We start from the raw sequence: 16,585 nt of genomic DNA, 5'->3' as shown, positions 1-16,585 counted from the left end.
CAAGGAGACGACTCTCATGTATCAGACTATCCGTTATGAAAAGCAAGATCAAATCGCCATCGTGACCATTGACCGGCCCGAGGCTCTGAACGCCCTGAATGGCACCGTCATCACGGAGCTGGAGCTGGTGGTGGCGGCACTGGAGAACGACCGCGACGTCCGCTGCATGATTCTCACCGGTGAGGGACGCTCCTTTGTGGCGGGTGCCGACATCGGGGAGCAGTACCCGCTGGATCTGGACGGCGGCCGCCGCTGGGGTCAGCGGGGCAGCGCCCTTATGCGCCGCATCGAAAAGCTGGAGTTCCCCACCATCGCCGCTGTGAACGGCTTCGCCCTGGGCGGCGGCTGTGAGCTGGCGATGAGCTGCGACATTATTCTCGCCTCCGAGAAGGCGAAGTTCGGCCAGCCCGAGGTGGGCCTGGGCATCACCCCCGGCTTCTCCGGCACCCAGCGCCTGCCCCGCCGCGTGGGCGTGGCCAAGGCCAAGGAGCTGATCTTCTCCGGCAAGATGATCAAGGCCGACGAGGCAGAGCGGATTGGCCTTGTCAACGCCGTCTACGCCCCCGAAGCCCTGCTGGACGGTGCGCTGGAGATGGCCAAGTCCTTCACCAAGAACGCACCCATCGCCGTGAAATACGCCAAGGCGTGCATTGACCGGGGGATGCAGACGGACATAGACAGCGGTATCGCCTGCGAAAACGAGCTGTTCGCCATGTGCTTCGCCACCGCCGACCAGAAGGAGGGAATGGGCGCATTCCTGGAGAAACGTTCCGCGCAGTTTACAAATACCTGACAGGAGGAAACGACAATGGCACTGATGACCGCGAAAGAATATATCGACTCTCTGCGTAAGCTGAACACCCGCGTGTATATGTTCGGCGAGAAGCTTGACAACTGGGTGGATCACCCCATGATCCGGCCCTCCATCAACTGCGTGGCGATGACCTACGCTCTGGCCCAGGATCCCCAGTACGAGGATCTCATGACCGCCACCTCCAGCCTGACGGGGCGGAGGATCAACCGATTCACCCACCTCCACCAGTCCGCCGACGATCTGGTGAAGAAGGTGAAAATGCAGCGTCTGCTGGGGCAGAAGACCGCCAGCTGCTTCCAACGCTGCGTGGGCATGGACGCGTTCAACGCCGTGTACTCCACCACCTACGAGATCGACGAGAAGTGCGGCACAAGCTATCACGAGAATTTCAAGAAATTCCTTGTCTACGTGCAGGACAACGATCTGACGGTGGACGGCGCTATGACCGACCCCAAGGGTGACCGCAGCAAGGCTCCCCATGAGCAGACCGACCCGGATATGTACGTCCACGTGGTGGAACGCCGCGATGACGGCATTGTGGTCTGCGGTGCGAAATGCCACCAGACCGGCTCCATCAACAGCCACTGGCATATCTTCATGCCCACCATCGCCATGGGTGAGGCGGACAGGGACTATGCCGTGTCCTTCGCCTGCCCCACCGACGCCGATGGACTGTACATGATCTACGGCCGCCAGTCCTGCGATACCCGCAAGATGGAGGACGGCTGCATCGACGTGGGCAACGCCAAATTCGGCGGACAGGAGGCACTGGTGGTCCTCGACCACGTGTTTATCCCCAATGAGTATATCTTCCTCAACGGCGAGTATGAGTTCGCCGGCATGATGGTGGAGCGTTTCGCCGGCTACCACCGCCAGAGCTACGGCGGCTGCAAGGTGGGCGTAGGCGATGTGGTCATCGGCGCGGCGGCACTGGCCGCCGAGTATAACGGCGTGGAGAAGGCCAGCCACATCAAGGACAAGCTCATTGAGATGACCCATCTCAACGAGACGCTGTACTCCTGCGGCATCGCCTGCTCCTGCGAGGGCTGCCCCACCAAGGCGGGCAACTACCAGATCGACCTGCTGCTGGCCAACGTCTGCAAGCAGAACGTCACCCGCTTCCCCTATGAGATCGTGCGTCTGGCGGAGGACATCGCAGGCGGCCTGATGGTCACCATGCCCAGCGAGAAGGATTTCCTGTCCGACACTGTGGTGGGCCGCGAGGGCGAGACCATCGGCGAGATCTGCAACAAGTATTTCGGCGCCCACGAGGGCGTCAGCACCGAGGATCGACAGCGGATCATGCGGTTCCTGGAGAATATGTGCCTGGGCGCGGCCGCCGTGGGCTACCGCACGGAGTCCATGCATGGGGCCGGCTCGCCTCAGGCGCAGCGGGTGATGATCGCCCGGCAGGGCAATATTCAGGGCAAGAAGAAGCTGGCGAAGAACATCGCCGGGATTAAGGAGTAAAAGAATGGAAAAGAAGCAAACGTGGCTCCGGCTGGTGCAGGAGAAATCAGCCCATTATCTGAACCTGGGTGACGGCGGCTTTGACGAGCGGATGCGGGCCCACCTGGTGGATTGCGACTACGAAGGCCAGACCGTCACCTATGCCTTCCCCACCCAAGATTGGCAGATCAACGAAAAGGGCGGCATCCATGGCGGCGCCATCGCCGGAATGTTTGACGCGGCCTTCGGTGTAGTAGCCAACTTTACCGCCGGGGAAAACGAGGCTACCACCGTGGATATGTCGGTGTCCTTCCTCCGGGGCGTGGACTACGGCATGGAGCTTTATCTGAAGGTGTTCATCGTCAAGGCGGGCCGCAGCCTCATCCGCCAGCGAGCGGAGCTGACCGACGCCGCCACCGGCAAGCTGCTGGCCACCGCCAGCGGCAGCTGGATGCCCCTGTGACCGAACACTTTTAAGGAACAAAATAGGAAAACGGCTATGGATTTAATCTCAGTCGTGAACATCAGCTGATCCGCAAAATGATGGCGGAGCTTACGGAAAAGGAAGTCAAGCCCATCACGGCGGAGACCGACGGCACCTGCTGGCCCAGCGTCCGCAGGATCGCGGAGGACTTAAAGCTGTCCCGCCGCACCGTGCAGCGGGCCTTGGCGGACTTGGAGCGACACGGATTCTTAGAGCGCACCCACCGCCGTCGTCCCAATGGCAGCCTGACCAGCAGCCTGTATCGCATCAAATGAACGCAGACAGAGCGCACCTCCCACCAAGGGGAAGGTGCGCTCTCGAGTTGTCACGAGGGTAGCGTCATCATGGCGCATCCAGAAGGACTCACTCTATCGGAGGTATTAAGACAGAGAAAGAACAAACAATAGCTCCTATGATCAGAATCTTCCGCCCTGGAGAAGCATGATGAGCACCCCGAAAAGCACAAATGCAAGTATCGGGAAAAGAACTCGGGGGGGGGGTATTGCCTACCCTCACTTTTCTCTCGTATGCGGGGCGTCCTCAGCGGACAGGTCGTATTTCTCTTCCGGCGGCAGTTTTTCCTCCTCATCGAATCGATCCCTCCCGGTCAGCCTGCGGATCAGGGGGCAGATGCCCGATATGAAGAACCCGAGCACAGCGACAACCAAGCCAATCACAGCGAGAACAATGTCGCTGAAGCTCGGTTCTATAAAGCCGGTCGAGTTTTCCGGTGCATCCGGGTCAAATTTGATCTGGATGGACTTACCCACCGTGACTGAGTTCGCCAAGGGGCCAAACTCGCCTGTATAGTGCGTACCGTCCACCACATACTCATAAGTCCACTTATAGTGGATTCTTGTCCGCTTGTTTCTAAAAAAATTGTTCTTTATGACCGTTTCAGATATGTCGGTAACATTTGCGCTGGTGGTTACCCAGCCGGCATGGCGGATTGGCTGGATAAAGTTATCCACCCCCATAATGAGCAGACGGATACCGGCAATCATCATGACAATTCCCATAACGGTTATCAAAAACCGGGAAATGCCATCTGTCAATCGGGGGGAGTTATGCTTCATTGTCATGTGTCCTCTCAATTCTGGCGACCAACTCGCCAATCTCTCCCTCGTACAGTGATTTGTTATAAGGGAGCCGGTGTGTCTGGTGCGCACGGTCGATGAATTTCAGGTCGTAAAAGTAGTACATTTTGCGGATTCTTCCTCTGTTGTACCGGGAGCCGATCTTCCGCTGCGACTCGACAAGACGCCAGTCCAGAATGTCGCTGTAGCGGTAGTACCGCCCGTCGAAGGGATTGGTGCGGCAATAAAAACCGTCCTTCTGAATGATTACTTTGTAAAACAACCCAAGAGAAAGAATCTGTGACAGTGACATCAGCTCAAGAATAACGGGAACTGCAATGACTATCGGCGGCAGATTCCACGCCAAAAACAACATCACCATTACGGCAAGCATAATCAAGGAGAGAATCGTGGGAATTACCACAAATCCAGCCTCCTTCTTGCCGGTGATGACGATCTCCCAGTCAAGATCATCTTCCCCGCTTTTGTTCCCCATAGACTCGACCCGCTCGATCATATAATCAACTGCATCGATTTGGGAGCCAAGTACGAGGAATCTCATCCGCTTTCCTTCTACCGTTTCAAAGTTGCAGTAGGTCGGCTGGCGTGCGTTTGTCTCCCTGCCGGAACTGAGCCACATATTGCGGATCTCGCTGTAGCGATAGTACCGCCCGTTGCCCGGTGCGGTTTGACAAAAAAAGCCGTCCTTATCCACGAACACCTTAAAAAATAGAACGCTGCATACGGATAAAATGAAGCCAATCGCCATACAGGCCGTCACAATCAGGCCGCCGATGAAGGCACCATTCCGTGTGGTGTAGAGCCAAACCGTGATCCCGCCAAAGATTGCCAGCATGACCGAAGCCATGATGAGCGTAGGCCATCCACCGTTGATTTTATACTTCCAGTTTCTTTCTTCCATTTTATTCTCCATCATGAATCCCCTTTCCCCTGCGGAGCTTATATAGAAATAGTATATCTCAAAATCCGAAAAAAGCAAATATTTTCATGAACATTCAGACATTTCTTTTCCTTATGCGCTCCCATGTTCGGGTGGGCTTGGCGGTTACGGAGAAGCTGCGCCGAAACAGAGCGGCACTCTGTGGGCCACGACCACTGGCACCCTTAAAGATACTCCCGCATTGGACGCCCTCAAAGCATCGTACGGCGCACCCATCAGCATGGGCCGGGGTGAGATTCCCGTGAGGCTGGCAGCCACCAGCCGCCTGTTTTGCTCGTGATAAAACAAGTCAAAAATGCAGAGCCGTGGAGCTTGCAGACAAAATATTTTGCCTGTATGCTCGGCGGCTTTTTGGTTAAAGCGGAAAAGAAGCGTTCATAATGATAGCGGAGGTGGAAGAACTTGGATAACAAAAATGAGCAGCAGATCGGCTCGGCCACCTATGTGGTGGAGCGGGTATTCACCAAGGACACCCACCAGGCGCTGGTGTCCCAGGAGCAGTTCGACCTGGCGGCCCATTTCATGGGGGGAGAACACCAAGGCCAACGGCGTAAACCCGGTCTTCCGCCACAGCATCTTCGGCGGCATCGCCTACTGCGCCTGCTGCGGCGCAGCTATGTGTTCCGGCGGGTCCGTCTACAACGGAGAGCGGGAAAAATACTGGTATCTGGTGTGCAACAATCTGACCTCCCGGGACTCGCCCTCGGAGGCGGCAAGCCCCGGGAGGGCTTTGACAAGCTGAAGAGCGCTTTGGAGAAAAACTCCAAAGCGCTCTTGGGTCTTCTTACGAGAGCTTCCGTTACAGGTTCTTCTCGTAGGACTCGATCATCTTCTTGACCATCTGGCCGCCCACGCTGCCGGCCTCACGAGAGGTCAGGTCGCCGTTGTAGCCGTCCTTCAGGTTGACGCCAACCTCTTGCGGTGTGTATTCACCTCAAAGAATCGAATTTTTTCACTACTTAAAAATGCAAAGTGCAAAAAAGAGGCGAAATACGAGATAAAACGGATATTTGGTCGGAATCACTCATTTACATCGAGAACAATCAAAAGTTAATGTCTCTATATAGTGTTTTGTACTGACAATGTGTTGACATTTTCCACTACTGTGGGTATACTAAAGAAAAAGGAGGTCTGAGCTATGCAAGGTTCAAGTATCAATGTAGCTTCTGCGCCCAAAACGGCGATGTTTCAGATGCGCATTAACCCGGAGATCAAGCGAGAGGCTGAGGATGTTTTTTCTGCCTATGGACTGAGCTTGACGGATGCGTTTAATATTTTTTTACAGCAATCGCTGAACAGTAACGGCTTTCCGTTTCTGCTGTCTCCCGAAAACGCAGAGTATATGAAGTCAAAGGCTGCGGCTCAGCTTATGGCGGAAATCGACAAGGGATGGAAATCTGCGGAAGAAGGGGGCTGGCTCACGCTGGAGGAAGTGGAGTCTCAGCTTGGGCTGACGGATGTATAAACTGAAAATTACACCGGCAGCAGCCGGTGATTTAGCAGAGATCAGTGCGTATATTTCGATGCAGCTGCATAACCCACAGGCAGCGCGACGCATTGCGAAGAACATCACACATGATTTGCGACTTCTACAGCAGAATCCGCATTTAGGTTTTTCCGTTTCTTCCAAAATCGGAAGAGAGACTAACCTGCGGGCGCTGCTCAGCGGAAACTATTTCCTGTTCTACTGCGTTGAGAATGAGACGATACAGATTTCCCGCATTTTGGACGGACGGCAGGATTATCTGCGGGTCTTGTTTAGAACTGAGGAAGAAAAGTGAATTTAGCAAATAAAGCACTTCCCATCTGTAAAGGCGGGAGGTGCTTTTATTTTAGGAATTTGAGGAGGGGTTTTCGTGCCTGAGAAGTTTGATTATTACTACGGCGAGGAGAGCGAAAGCTGCTCTTTTTATCGAATCCCGCGGCTGCTGATTTTAGGGACGCGGTTTTCGGGGCTGTCTACGGACGCCAAGCTGCTGTATGGGTTGATGTTGGACAGGATGAATCTTTCGGCGCGGAACGGGTGGTATGATGGGGCTGGACGGGTCTACATTTACTACACGCTGGAGGAGATACAGGAGAGCCTGCGGTGCGGGCATGGAAAGGCTGTGCGGCTGCTGGCGGAGCTGGACACGGAGAAGGGCATCGGGCTCATTGAGCGGAAAAAGCAGGGCCAGGGGAAGCCCACGCGCATTTATGTGAAGCGCTACACCACCCGGGCGGTGCCGCCTCCGGCTGACTTCCCCGGGGAGGAAGTCAAGACTTCCGAAAACGGGAAGTCAAGAGTTCCCCAAAGCGGAAGGGCAGACTTCCCAAAGGGGGACGGAAACTATACAGATAGAAAGCAGACGGATGTGAATCAGCTTTACAGATCCTCCTCTTCGCCGCCCGGCGGCGGGCGATGGGAGAGGGAGAGGATGACAGAGAAAGTGCGCAGCCAGGTGGAGTATAGTCGGCTCTGTGAGCGCTATGAGGTGGAGCTCATAGACGAGCTGGTGGCCGTCATCACCGATGTGCTGTGCAGCACCCGCCCAACGCTTCGGGTGGGCGGCGAGCTGCTGCCTGCCTGGCAGGTGCAGAAGCGGTTTCGGCTGCTGGAGCGGGACCACCTGGAGTATGTCATCGAGAGCTTGCAGCGCACCACGGCGCAGGTGGTCAATGTGCGGGCGTACTTAATGACCACGCTGTATAACGCGCCGGTCACCATTTATCACTATTACCAGGCGGAGGTCCAGCACGACCTGGCTGGTGGGTAGCCCGCCCAGGGAGGCGGGCGTTGTGCTGGCAAAAAAGAAGGAGGATTTTATGCACACGGAGTATTATTTGCTGACCGTAGATGTGACCGTGCAGGGGCCGGTGACGCTTACGGCAGCCACACAAGGGTGCAGAAAGGAGCACCTGGGACCGAAACAAAACCCGTCTCAAATTGAGACGGATTTTGATATAGTGCAAGGAGGAGGCAAAAAAGTATGGCAGAAGAGAAGAAAAATCCGCTGATCGGGGCGTTTCGCAGTGCGCCCGCGAAGGACCAGGAGCCGCCCGGCAGCAAGGCGGCGGAGCCGGAGAAGGCGGTGGTGCTGTCCAAGGAAAAAGCAAAGCCCGCTGAGAAGCCAGTGGAGAAAAAGGCGGAGAAGCCTGCACCGGCATATGCGGTAAAACCGGGCAAGGCGGAGGAGAAGCCGGTGGCTGCGCCTGCTGAAAAGAGGGACGAGAAAAAGCCCGAAGAAAAGCCATCCGCCGCACCTGCAAAGCCGGAGGATAAGAAAGCCGCTGCGTCTGCAAAGGCGGAGGAAAAGAAGCCTGCGGAGGACAAGGGCGCCGAGGGTATGCATGAGTCCAAAAAGGAGACGGAGAAGAAAGATCAGACCGACGCAGACGGCATCCCGGAGGACTTTCGGCTGAACATCGTGGGCGAGGGTACGCTGGGATCGGTGGTCATGCTGCCAGTGGAGAAGATCGACGACTTTGAGGGACATCCCTTCCCGGTGCAGGACGATAAGGATATGCTGGACCTGGTGGAGAGCATCAAGAAGTTCGGCGTGCTGGAGCCGGTGACGGTGATCCGCAGTGGTAAGGACCCGGAGCGCTACGAGATGGTGGCGGGCCACCGCCGCAAGCACGGCTGCGCCCTGGCGGGGGTGGCGCAGATCCCCGCCATCGTCCGGGATATGGACCGGGACAGCGCCATCATTTACATGGTGGATTCCAACCTCAAGCGGGAAAATATCTCCCCTATGGTCAAGGCGCGGGCCTACACCATGAAGCTGGAGGCCATGAAGCGCAAGGCGGGGCGGCCCACCAAGGCACAGGCGGAGGCGGGCTACAAGCCCATGCGGGCAGACGAGCAGCTGGCCCAGCAGACCGGGGAGAGCCGGGCCACCATCCAGCGGCTGACCCGGCTGACCAAGCTGGAGCCGGAATTGCAGGACATGGTGGAGGAGAAGAAATTGCCTGTGAACTCCGCTGCGGACATCTCCTACTTGAAGCCTCAGGAGCAGAAAGCCCTGGCGGATGCCATCAAGCGGGAGGATAAGGTCCCCACCGGGGCCAAGGCCGCCGAGCTGAAAAAGGAGAGCCAGGCGGGCAAGCTGACGGCGGAGAAGATCGAGCAGACCGTGGCACCCAGCAAGCGGGAGATGTTTTTGCCGCTGAAGGTCACATTCACCGAGGAGGAGCTGCGGCCCTACTTCCCCAAGAAGGACACCACCATTGCGGATGCTAAGCGGGTGGTATTTGAGGCGCTGGACCTGCGGCAAAGGGCGCTGAACCGGCAAAAGGCCAAGGCGGAGCAGGAAAAGACCGCAAAAAAAGCGGCGTCGGGTAAAGAGAGGTGATGGACCATGCCGCAGCGGGAGGAGCTGTTTTATAACGCCTATTCCTACGGCGACAAGCTGGAGCCGGGACAGAAGATGACCCTGGAGCACCACATCAGCTTTAACCCCTACCGGGCAGATCTGTCCTCACTGACGGAGATGACCCTGGGCAATCTGCAAGTCATGCGGGAGAAAAGCGTGGCGGAGGAGCGGAAAATTTTTAGCGAATTGCAGGAGCGGGCCCAGCTTTGGGAGGCGCAGGCGGCCCAGACCATGGTGCTGGAAAAAGCCATGGAATATGTGAAGACCCCGGAGGTGAAGAACAGTGGAAACCGCTGGGAGGACACGGAGTACGGTTGGCGCAGGATCAGCAACCGGGTCTACCAAATGACCTACCGCATCCGGGAGGACACCGCCTATGACCACAAATTAAAAAAGCAGGTCCCGGTGGCGTGGTATGTGTCCTGGAGCGTGGAATATAACCTCCCACCCAGGAAGGACCCCTATTACAGCAGACCGTCCCCGCTGGCCGGGCAGGACAACAAACGCTATGCGGATAAGTCGGCGGCGGAGCGGTATGTGCAGGGGCGCATTGCGGCTTATGCGCATTTGTTTAGGGAACTGTCGCCGCCGCTGCCGGAAAATCATGTGCACCTGTTCTCGGTGAATGGGAAGCTGCTGCCGGGGTACACGGTGCAGCCGCACCAGCCTACGCCGCAGGAGCTTTTGGCGTTTGTGGAGGACGGGGACACAAAAGAAGCCAAACCGAAAAAACGAAACCGAGATAGGGAGAGGTAAGCAATGAAAGTGTTAATGGTAGAGCCGGGCACGGAGCCTTACGAAAAGGAGCTGAACGGGCTGAAGGAAATGCAGCAGGCTGTGGGCGGGCTGATCCAGGCCATCTATCCCTTTGAGGATAAGGTGGCCGTGGTGTGCGACGACGAAGGGATGCTGAAGCCCAATGAGTTTAACCGCAGTATGCCGGGTGGCTACGGCGGGGTGTTCGGGCCGTTCTTTGTGTGCGGGTTGGGCGCAGACGACTTCGTTTCGCTGACGCCGGAGCAGATGCAGGTCTATAAGAAGCAGTTTCACCAGGCAGAGCTGCTGCTGGGCGTTATGGACAATACGCCGGTGACGCTGCGGGTGGAGCCGTTTAAGAAACGGGACGGGCCTAAGAAGGATGATGGTTTGGAGAGGTAGAAGGTATGACGGTGGATATGCAGAAGACCCGATTTGAGGCGGTGGAGATATGCGGTGTGCAGGGGCTTTTCACCGTGGAGCGCGTGCGCCGGTCTGCATTGCCGAATGGCATCTACGCCTACGATATGCAGACCTCCCCGGAGGATTGGTCGCAGCCATGTTTACTGGCCTGCCATATCACGGTGGAGCACTACGGGACCGTGCTGACCGGCCAGCGTATAGACCTGCCGGAAAACGGATACCGGGACCTGGCACCGGGCGACTTCAACTGGCCGTGCTCTAAAGACAGACCTACCATTGCGGAATTTGCCAGGCGGCATGGGCTGCCAATTAAGCCCCGCTGCCATGGAAAGTCGGCACCGACACGGTAGGGATGGACAGCGCCGGTCGGCACTGTCCACGCAAGCATGGCATTTGGTAGCACAAATGCCGCTTGTTAGGGGCGCGGCCCCTAAGACCCCGAAAGCGCGTATTGCGTCTCAAATTGAGACGCATTTTTTGTAGGAGGTGAGAGACACGAGAAAACGAAACCGGCATGTGAGCGTGTGGCTGAACGACGCGGAGCTGGATCATCTGCGCAGGCAGGCGGTGGCTGCGGGGCTGGGCATGGATCCATTTCTGCGCAGCCTCATCCTGGGTGTAGAGCTGCGGCCACGGCCACCCGACACCTACGCCGCCCTGCTGCGGGAGCTGTCGGCCATCGGCAACAACATCAATCAGATCGCCCACACCGTCAACGCACAAAAGTATGCGGCGGACAGCCAGGTGGACCGGGCCGTGGCCCTTGTGCAAAGGGCGTGGCGGCTGGTGAAGGACAGCTTTTAATGGCGTATACGAAGATCATTGTGATCCGCGGGCGGCTGGATAAGTGCCTGCGCTATGCGGCCAACGAGGAAAAGACCTATTTGGAGACGGCGGTGGACTACGCACTGGACCGGGACAAGACGGAGCGGGTGTGCTTTGAGACGGCCATCAACTGCGGACGGGACACGGCCTATGAGGACATGGCCCAGACGGCACGGCGCTGGGGCAAGCAGAATCGTGTGCGCAAGGGGTATCATGTGATCCAGTCCTTCCGACCCGGGGAGGTGACGCCGGAGCAGGCCCATGCCATAGGTGCGGAGCTGGCCCAGAGGGCCTTGGGCGGACAGTATGAGGTGGTGGTTGCCACCCATTTGGATCGGACGCATCTGCACAACCATGTGGTGTTTAACGCGGTGTCCTTTGTGGATGGGAAGATGTACCGGGATAGCTTTCGGGATTACTATGAGGGCATCCGGGGTATGTCGGATGCCCTATGCCGGGAGAAGGGGCTCTCCGTCATTGAGCCGGGCGAGGACGCCGCACCCCAAGGGCAGTACCGGGCGCAGCAGCGGGGTCAGACTACGCTGCGGGATGTGGTGCGCCGGGACATGGACGAGGCTATCCGCAGGGCGCTTAGCTATGGAGAGTTCCTGCGGGAGCTGCGGCGTATGGGCTACCAGGTGAAAAGCGGGGACAATGTGAAGCACACCGCTGTACGCCCGTCGGGCGGGCGGCGGTTTATCCGGCTGGACAGCCTGGGGGACGGCTACGGAGAGGCGGACATTCGGGCGCGTATCAAAGGCGCATGGCAGAGACCCTTGCAGTCCGCTAAGCGCAAGATGTATCGCGTGCGGCGGATGCCAATGCAGAGGAAGCCGCTGCCCTATTTCCAGCGGCTGTGCCTATATTATATGTACCTGCTGCGGGGGCCGCGGCGGGCGCGGAACATTTCTCCGGCTCTACGGCGGGAGATGCTGAAGCTGGAGCGATACCAGGTGCAGTTTCGGTATCTGCGGGAAAACCGCATTGAGACGAGGCAGCAGCTTACCATGTTGCGGGATGCGCTGCAAGGGGAGATGGATGCGCACACAGAGCAGCGGCGACAGCTTTATTTGGCACGGCGTAGGGGCGTGGAGGGGCTGGACGCGGAGATCGCGGCGCACACGGAGCGGCTGCATCGGCTGCGGAAGGAGTGGAGGCAGTGCTGCGCCATTGAAGCGGATGCCCGGCGGATCGAGCAGCAATTCAAACAACAGCGGGAACAGGAAATTTTAGACCAAGGAGGACCGGAACATGGATGCAGGCAGCGAAGCCGTTGACCTGATGGTGCGGGAGGGCTTGCAAATTACAGAGGCAAGCATCAAGCTGCTGGCAGCAGGCAGTAAAAATTTAGCGGCATTTATCTACGCCCTGGCGAAAGACAACAAGCGGGTGTCCGGCAGGACCAACATGGGCCGCCTGCTGCGGGAGGGCAAGGAGCTGCGGGTGTTTCAGCTACGGGAGAGCGACCTGGCGGCGTTCCACGCCTACGCCAAAAAGGGCGTTCTCTACGCGGTGGTCAAGGACAAGAACGCTCGGGATGGGCTGGTGGATCTGATCACCAATGTGGACTTTGCGGCACAGGTGAATCTGTTTTTGGAGCGCCACGGCTATGCCGCACCCCAGCGGGAGGACAGCAAAGCAAAAAAAGCAGATGCCCGCGCAGCACAAGGCAGCTCCTCACCACAGCGCGGGAATGGCTTGACGCAAGAGGAGATGACTACTGAGGGGAAGTCCTCGGTAAAGGGGCGACTGGCGGCGCTACGGCGTGCGGCGGGAGAGACGGAGCCGCATTTGCCGGGTGGACGGATGCCGTCAAAGATTCGGGAATAGGAGGTTATGCGAAATGGCAAATTTGGAGGAGATCGTTTCAAGGAAAACGGAGAACGACAGCCAGTGGAAGGCGCGGCAGCAGGCGGACCGGGAAAATCTCATGGCCTTGCAGGACGCGGCGGTCATGGAGATTACCAGCAGTCCGGAGGCGTACAGCCACTACCTGGACTTGCAGGGGGACAACCCGGCGTACAGCGCGGGGAACATCGCCCTGGCTATGGTGCAGGATGGGGATGTGACGGTGTTCGGCACCAAGGAGAAATGGAAAATGCTGGGGCGGTTCGTGCCGGTCAGCGAGAATGGGAATGGCATACATATCTTCGCCCGGTCTACCTTCGGCAAGGGCTACACGCTGGCGGATGCCTACGATGTGCGACAGACCCAGGGGCGGCCTATGAAGGAGGTGAAGCTGGAAAATGACACCAGGGAGATGGAGTCGGCCATGGCGACGCTGCTGAACTATGCTGCCTGTCAGGTGGTCATTGACAAGGAACTGCACACTCCCGCCGTCTATGATCCTCAGCGGATGGAGGTAGCCATCAACCCGGACTACCCGGACGGTGGGATGTTCGCTGCCATCGCCACAGCGGTGGCTCATTCGCGGCTTCACGGGAAGGGGTACAACACGCAGTATGAATATGCCGAGTGCGACTTGGACGCGCAGAGCGTGTCGTACCTGCTGTGCCGCCGGTTTGGGGTGAAGCGTGAATTGCCGGACCTGGCGGAGATGCCCGCCCTGTATGAGGGCTGGGACACCCAGGAGCGGCGGCAGGCATTGGACCAGATACAAAAAATGAGCAAGCAGATCGGCGCGTCTGTGGAGAAAAGCATCACGCCCCAGCGGAGCCGGGTCCCGATGCAGCACAGCGGACGGTAAGGTTTCCCCTGTCTGCGGGAGTGTAAGCCGCCGCGCTGCACCCGTCAAGGCTGGGCGGCTGCCTTGCGTCAGCCGCCTACGAGCCGCCCAGTGTGCGCACTGGACGGGCCTTGACCGGAGCCGCCCAGCGGCTTTTGTGGCAGGGAAGGGGGAAACCATTCCTATCCGCGCAGAGCGCGGATAGAGCCAATATGGATTAGAGCGCAGCGGGGGCGGCGTACAGAACGGGAATTGCGTCTCAAATTGAGACGCAATTTTTGCTGAAAAGTTTTTTTCTTCGATTTTTTGACATAAAAAATGCGGTGCGGTACAATGGAGGTGAACAAAAACAAGGGGGCGATCTTATGAAGAAAGTAACTGTATTTTTGCTGCTTGTCTGCCTGGCGGCGCTGCTTGTGGGCTGTGGCGGACAAAAGGAAACGGTGGATGGCGGGGCGCAGAGCAAGACGCAAGCTGCAACGGATGTGAAAGAGGAAGCGGCCCCCGGAACGGCTTCGGAGGCGGAGACAGATTCCGGCGCGGAGAAAGACACACCGACCCAGCAGGGCGGAGCGGCGAAAGCGGACACGGGCTCCTCTGCTGGAGATGAAAAGCCTGCGGTGGGGAAAACTCCTGCGCGGGAAAATGGAGCGAGTGCGCCGTCTAAGGCGGGGCCTGCTGGGGGTGAATCATCCGATTCGGCAGGGAGTAGTTCTTCCAAGCCTGCGGGGAATAGTCCATCCGTACCTGCGGGGAGTGGGACGGATGCGGTGGAAACACCTGCGCCGCAGCCGGAGGAGAAAGTTTTTGACATGGACTACTGGCTGGGCTATGCCAAGGACTACGCCGTGGGCATTGGTCTGCGGCTGGATGAAAATGCGGCGGATAGCTGGGACACGCCCATCCGATGCAGCAGTAAGACGGAGGATGTTCTGGCCGCCTATATCCGGGATGATCTGACATATTATAAGAACGAGGAAGGCTGCACGGCTGTGTGGATATGGGCGGAACAGGTGGGAGATGGGCAGTACGAACTGTTCATCGGTCGCGGGTAACGCAAAAATTATAGGAGAAAGGCTCTCATGGAGAGCCTTTCGGCCTGTAGATAAAGTGGTGGAATTTGTGATAACGGTAAGGAAGGGAGTGTGAGGGAAACCCAAGAAGGGTGTCCCTCACCATTGAAATCAGTAGTTTTTGAAACTTTGAAAAAGTTTCAAAAACTTAGGCAGCGGGTCGAAAAGATTTTTTCGACCCGCTGAAAGGCTCTCGTGGAGAGCCTTTTTCTTATATTCAAATTTGAGAATGGGAGGTTTGTTTTGAAACGAATTATCAAGTGCGTAGCGGCGTTTCTGCTGGCGCTGGTGCTGTGTTTATGCCTGCTGCCTACCACAGCTTTTGCGGCATCTAAGCAGGTGTATATTTGGAATTTTCCGCTGTCAGATGACACCTTGAGAACCAGCGGCAAGTGGGGGCATGGGGCGTTAAACCTGCGGTTTGGGTATCATGTGGCAGCCAACAACTACACGCAGTTTCGGTGCCTGGATTCCTGGCAGGGTGAGGTGGCCTACTGCATTGAGCCGGGTGTGCCGCAAAAAAACTATGATTCTCTTACGGACCACGATGACACCTGGTGGGACCGCATGACCCTGCCTGCCGGGCATCCCCTTACACCCCGTGAGGTGCAGAGGCTGATTGGGCGGGTTATGAGCTACGGCTATCACGGCTCTATCGGTGGGGGCTGGTGGGCGGATGTGGAAGCTACGGCGGAGAAAATGGCCTGGGCCTATGCCACGCAGATTCTCATTTGGGAGGTGGTGGTAGGCGAACGGGACAGCAGCTTCCGCCACATGGATGTGAAGTCTATGGGTTATAACGAAGCCTTGGAACGGGTGGATACCACCCATCCCCTGCGGAGCAAAATTCTCAGTTACTACAACTCCATTGTGACTTCGGTGCAGACCCACAGTAAGCGGCCCAGCTTCTGCGGGTCTTTGCCTTCCAATGCGGGGACGCTGGAGCTGAGTTGGGACGGAAGCGAGTTTGTGGGCAGCGTCACGGATGCAAATGGGATGCTGGAAAGGTACAGCTTCAGCTGTGAGGACGCGGACTTGGCTTTCAGCAAGAGCGGGAATGTGCTGACGGTTTCCACGGAGAAGCCTGTCCCGGAGGCTGTCACCGTGGTGGGCAGCAAAAATGGCACTACCCATGCGGGCGTGGTAGTCTGGGGCGACGGCGTGTGGGGATCGGCTACCGGTATTCAGGATGTGGTCACCTATTCCGCCAGCGTTCGGGACCCGGTGACGGCTTATCTCAAAATCAAGACCGCTGCCATCCCCGGCAGGATCACGGTAAAGAAAGTGGACGCCGAGGGTGCGCCTTTGCAGGGGATTCGGTTTCTGCTGGAATCCTCTGCGGACCAGGTGAACTGGCAGGATGTGAGCACAGCGGAAACGGGTGCGGGCGGCTCGGTTTGCTGGGAAGATTTGACAGCAGACGGCGGCACCTACTACCGGGTGACGGAGGTGCAGGCGGCGGAGGGAATGACGCTGCTGGCGGAGCCGCTGTTCGTGGGGACGCTGGACGCAAACGACCGGGACATTACCATTACCGCCTGCAACAATGCGGGCTTTGCGCTGCCCTTTACGGGCGGGGCGGGATTCACAATTTATATTCTGTTTGCGGCACTCATGCTCGGCATGGGTGCCGGCACGGGTGTTTATTTTTGCAAAAAAACCACGATGAAAAAGGAGAACTGA

General features: G+C 57.6%; 20 protein-coding genes and 1 pseudogene. 18 read left to right on the top strand and 3 right to left on the bottom strand.

What is annotated here, in order from left to right:
* The first annotated feature begins 16 nt into the window (after positions 1-16).
* The 4 genes from KI236_RS06340 (at position 17) to KI236_RS06325 (ending at position 3,022) form a co-directional block, all read left to right on the top strand.
* Complete coding sequence (locus KI236_RS06340) at positions 17-793, top strand: enoyl-CoA hydratase-related protein (RefSeq protein WP_212820307.1); 777 nt, start codon at positions 17-19, stop codon at positions 791-793.
* A gap of 15 nt (positions 794-808) precedes the next feature.
* Positions 809-2,284 (top strand): 4-hydroxyphenylacetate 3-hydroxylase family protein, encoded by a 1,476-nt coding sequence (locus KI236_RS06335; RefSeq protein ID WP_212820305.1) that lies wholly within the window; start codon positions 809-811, stop codon positions 2,282-2,284.
* Between the two features lie 4 nt (positions 2,285-2,288).
* Entirely contained in the window at positions 2,289-2,726 is a 438-nt protein-coding gene (locus tag KI236_RS06330) for a PaaI family thioesterase (RefSeq protein WP_212820303.1), read from the top strand.
* A 77-nt stretch (positions 2,727-2,803) separates the two neighbouring features.
* Positions 2,804-3,022: a helix-turn-helix domain-containing protein gene (locus KI236_RS06325; RefSeq protein WP_212820301.1), complete on the top strand. Its 219-nt coding sequence runs from the start codon at positions 2,804-2,806 to the stop codon at positions 3,020-3,022.
* 237 nt (positions 3,023-3,259) lie between these two features.
* Here KI236_RS06325 and KI236_RS06320 read toward each other — a convergent pair whose 3' ends face one another.
* Together KI236_RS06320 and KI236_RS06315 are read right to left on the bottom strand one after the other, a co-directional pair.
* The gene (locus KI236_RS06320) at positions 3,260-3,823 is read right to left on the bottom strand and encodes a DUF3592 domain-containing protein (RefSeq protein WP_212820299.1); all 564 of its coding nucleotides are present in this window, start codon (positions 3,821-3,823) and stop codon (positions 3,260-3,262) included.
* Positions 3,813-4,760 (bottom strand): hypothetical protein, encoded by a 948-nt coding sequence (locus tag KI236_RS06315; protein WP_212820298.1) that lies wholly within the window; start codon positions 4,758-4,760, stop codon positions 3,813-3,815. The genes KI236_RS06320 and KI236_RS06315 overlap by 11 nt, the downstream gene beginning before the upstream one ends.
* Before the next feature lie 426 nt (positions 4,761-5,186).
* Between KI236_RS06315 and KI236_RS06310 the strand changes: the two genes are divergently transcribed.
* Entirely contained in the window at positions 5,187-5,621 is a 435-nt protein-coding gene (locus KI236_RS06310; protein WP_212820296.1) for a hypothetical protein, read from the top strand.
* Here KI236_RS06310 and KI236_RS06305 read toward each other — a convergent pair.
* Positions 5,584-5,703: pseudogene (locus KI236_RS06305) on the bottom strand (alpha/beta-type small acid-soluble spore protein); the annotation flags it as partial. The gene KI236_RS06310 and the pseudogene KI236_RS06305 sit on opposite strands and share 38 nt — an antisense overlap.
* Positions 5,704-5,922: 219 nt before the next feature.
* On the opposite strand from KI236_RS06305, the gene KI236_RS06300 reads away from it, so the two are divergent.
* The 13 genes from KI236_RS06300 to KI236_RS06240 all read left to right on the top strand — a co-directional run bounded on the left by KI236_RS06300 (position 5,923) and on the right by KI236_RS06240 (position 16,585).
* On the top strand, positions 5,923-6,249 hold the full coding sequence (locus tag KI236_RS06300) for a type II toxin-antitoxin system RelB/DinJ family antitoxin (protein WP_212820294.1): 327 nt from the start codon (positions 5,923-5,925) through the stop codon (positions 6,247-6,249).
* On the top strand, positions 6,242-6,565 hold the full coding sequence (locus KI236_RS06295) for a type II toxin-antitoxin system RelE/ParE family toxin (protein WP_212820292.1): 324 nt from the start codon (positions 6,242-6,244) through the stop codon (positions 6,563-6,565). The genes KI236_RS06300 and KI236_RS06295 overlap by 8 nt, the downstream gene beginning before the upstream one ends.
* Before the next feature lie 75 nt (positions 6,566-6,640).
* A complete protein-coding gene (locus KI236_RS06290; RefSeq protein ID WP_212820290.1) occupies positions 6,641-7,540 on the top strand; it encodes a replication initiator protein A in 900 nt (299 codons plus the stop codon).
* A 213-nt stretch (positions 7,541-7,753) separates the two neighbouring features.
* Positions 7,754-9,118: a ParB/RepB/Spo0J family partition protein gene (locus KI236_RS06285; RefSeq protein WP_212820288.1), complete on the top strand. Its 1,365-nt coding sequence runs from the start codon at positions 7,754-7,756 to the stop codon at positions 9,116-9,118.
* Positions 9,119-9,124: 6 nt separating this feature from the next.
* Positions 9,125-9,895: a hypothetical protein gene (locus tag KI236_RS06280; RefSeq protein ID WP_212820286.1), complete on the top strand. Its 771-nt coding sequence runs from the start codon at positions 9,125-9,127 to the stop codon at positions 9,893-9,895.
* A 3-nt stretch (positions 9,896-9,898) separates the two neighbouring features.
* Positions 9,899-10,297, top strand: a complete 399-nt coding sequence (locus KI236_RS06275; RefSeq protein WP_212820284.1) for a DUF3846 domain-containing protein — start codon at positions 9,899-9,901, stop codon at positions 10,295-10,297.
* Positions 10,298-10,302: 5 nt separating this feature from the next.
* Positions 10,303-10,668, top strand: a complete 366-nt coding sequence (locus KI236_RS06270) for an LPD28 domain-containing protein (protein WP_212820282.1) — start codon at positions 10,303-10,305, stop codon at positions 10,666-10,668.
* A gap of 136 nt (positions 10,669-10,804) precedes the next feature.
* On the top strand, positions 10,805-11,122 hold the full coding sequence (locus KI236_RS06265; protein ID WP_408059046.1) for a MobC family plasmid mobilization relaxosome protein: 318 nt from the start codon (positions 10,805-10,807) through the stop codon (positions 11,120-11,122).
* The gene (locus KI236_RS06260) at positions 11,122-12,420 is read left to right on the top strand and encodes a relaxase/mobilization nuclease domain-containing protein (RefSeq protein ID WP_212820280.1); all 1,299 of its coding nucleotides are present in this window, start codon (positions 11,122-11,124) and stop codon (positions 12,418-12,420) included. The genes KI236_RS06265 and KI236_RS06260 overlap by 1 nt, the downstream gene beginning before the upstream one ends.
* Complete coding sequence (locus KI236_RS06255; RefSeq protein WP_212820278.1) at positions 12,395-12,973, top strand: PcfB family protein; 579 nt, start codon at positions 12,395-12,397, stop codon at positions 12,971-12,973. Before KI236_RS06260 ends, KI236_RS06255 begins: the two co-directional genes overlap by 26 nt.
* A gap of 13 nt (positions 12,974-12,986) precedes the next feature.
* Positions 12,987-13,850 carry a hypothetical protein gene (locus tag KI236_RS06250; RefSeq protein ID WP_212820276.1) on the top strand — a complete coding sequence of 288 codons (864 nt, stop codon included), beginning with the start codon at positions 12,987-12,989 and terminating at the stop codon, positions 13,848-13,850.
* A gap of 344 nt (positions 13,851-14,194) precedes the next feature.
* Positions 14,195-14,884 carry a hypothetical protein gene (locus KI236_RS06245; RefSeq protein WP_212820273.1) on the top strand — a complete coding sequence of 230 codons (690 nt, stop codon included), beginning with the start codon at positions 14,195-14,197 and terminating at the stop codon, positions 14,882-14,884.
* Positions 14,885-15,145: 261 nt separating this feature from the next.
* Complete coding sequence (locus KI236_RS06240) at positions 15,146-16,585, top strand: Cys-Gln thioester bond-forming surface protein (protein WP_212820271.1); 1,440 nt, start codon at positions 15,146-15,148, stop codon at positions 16,583-16,585.

Source organism: Vescimonas fastidiosa, assembly GCF_018326305.1.
Classification (GTDB): Bacteria; Bacillota; Clostridia; order Oscillospirales; family Oscillospiraceae; genus Vescimonas; species Vescimonas fastidiosa.
This window is presented reverse-complemented; position numbering and strand designations above follow the sequence as displayed.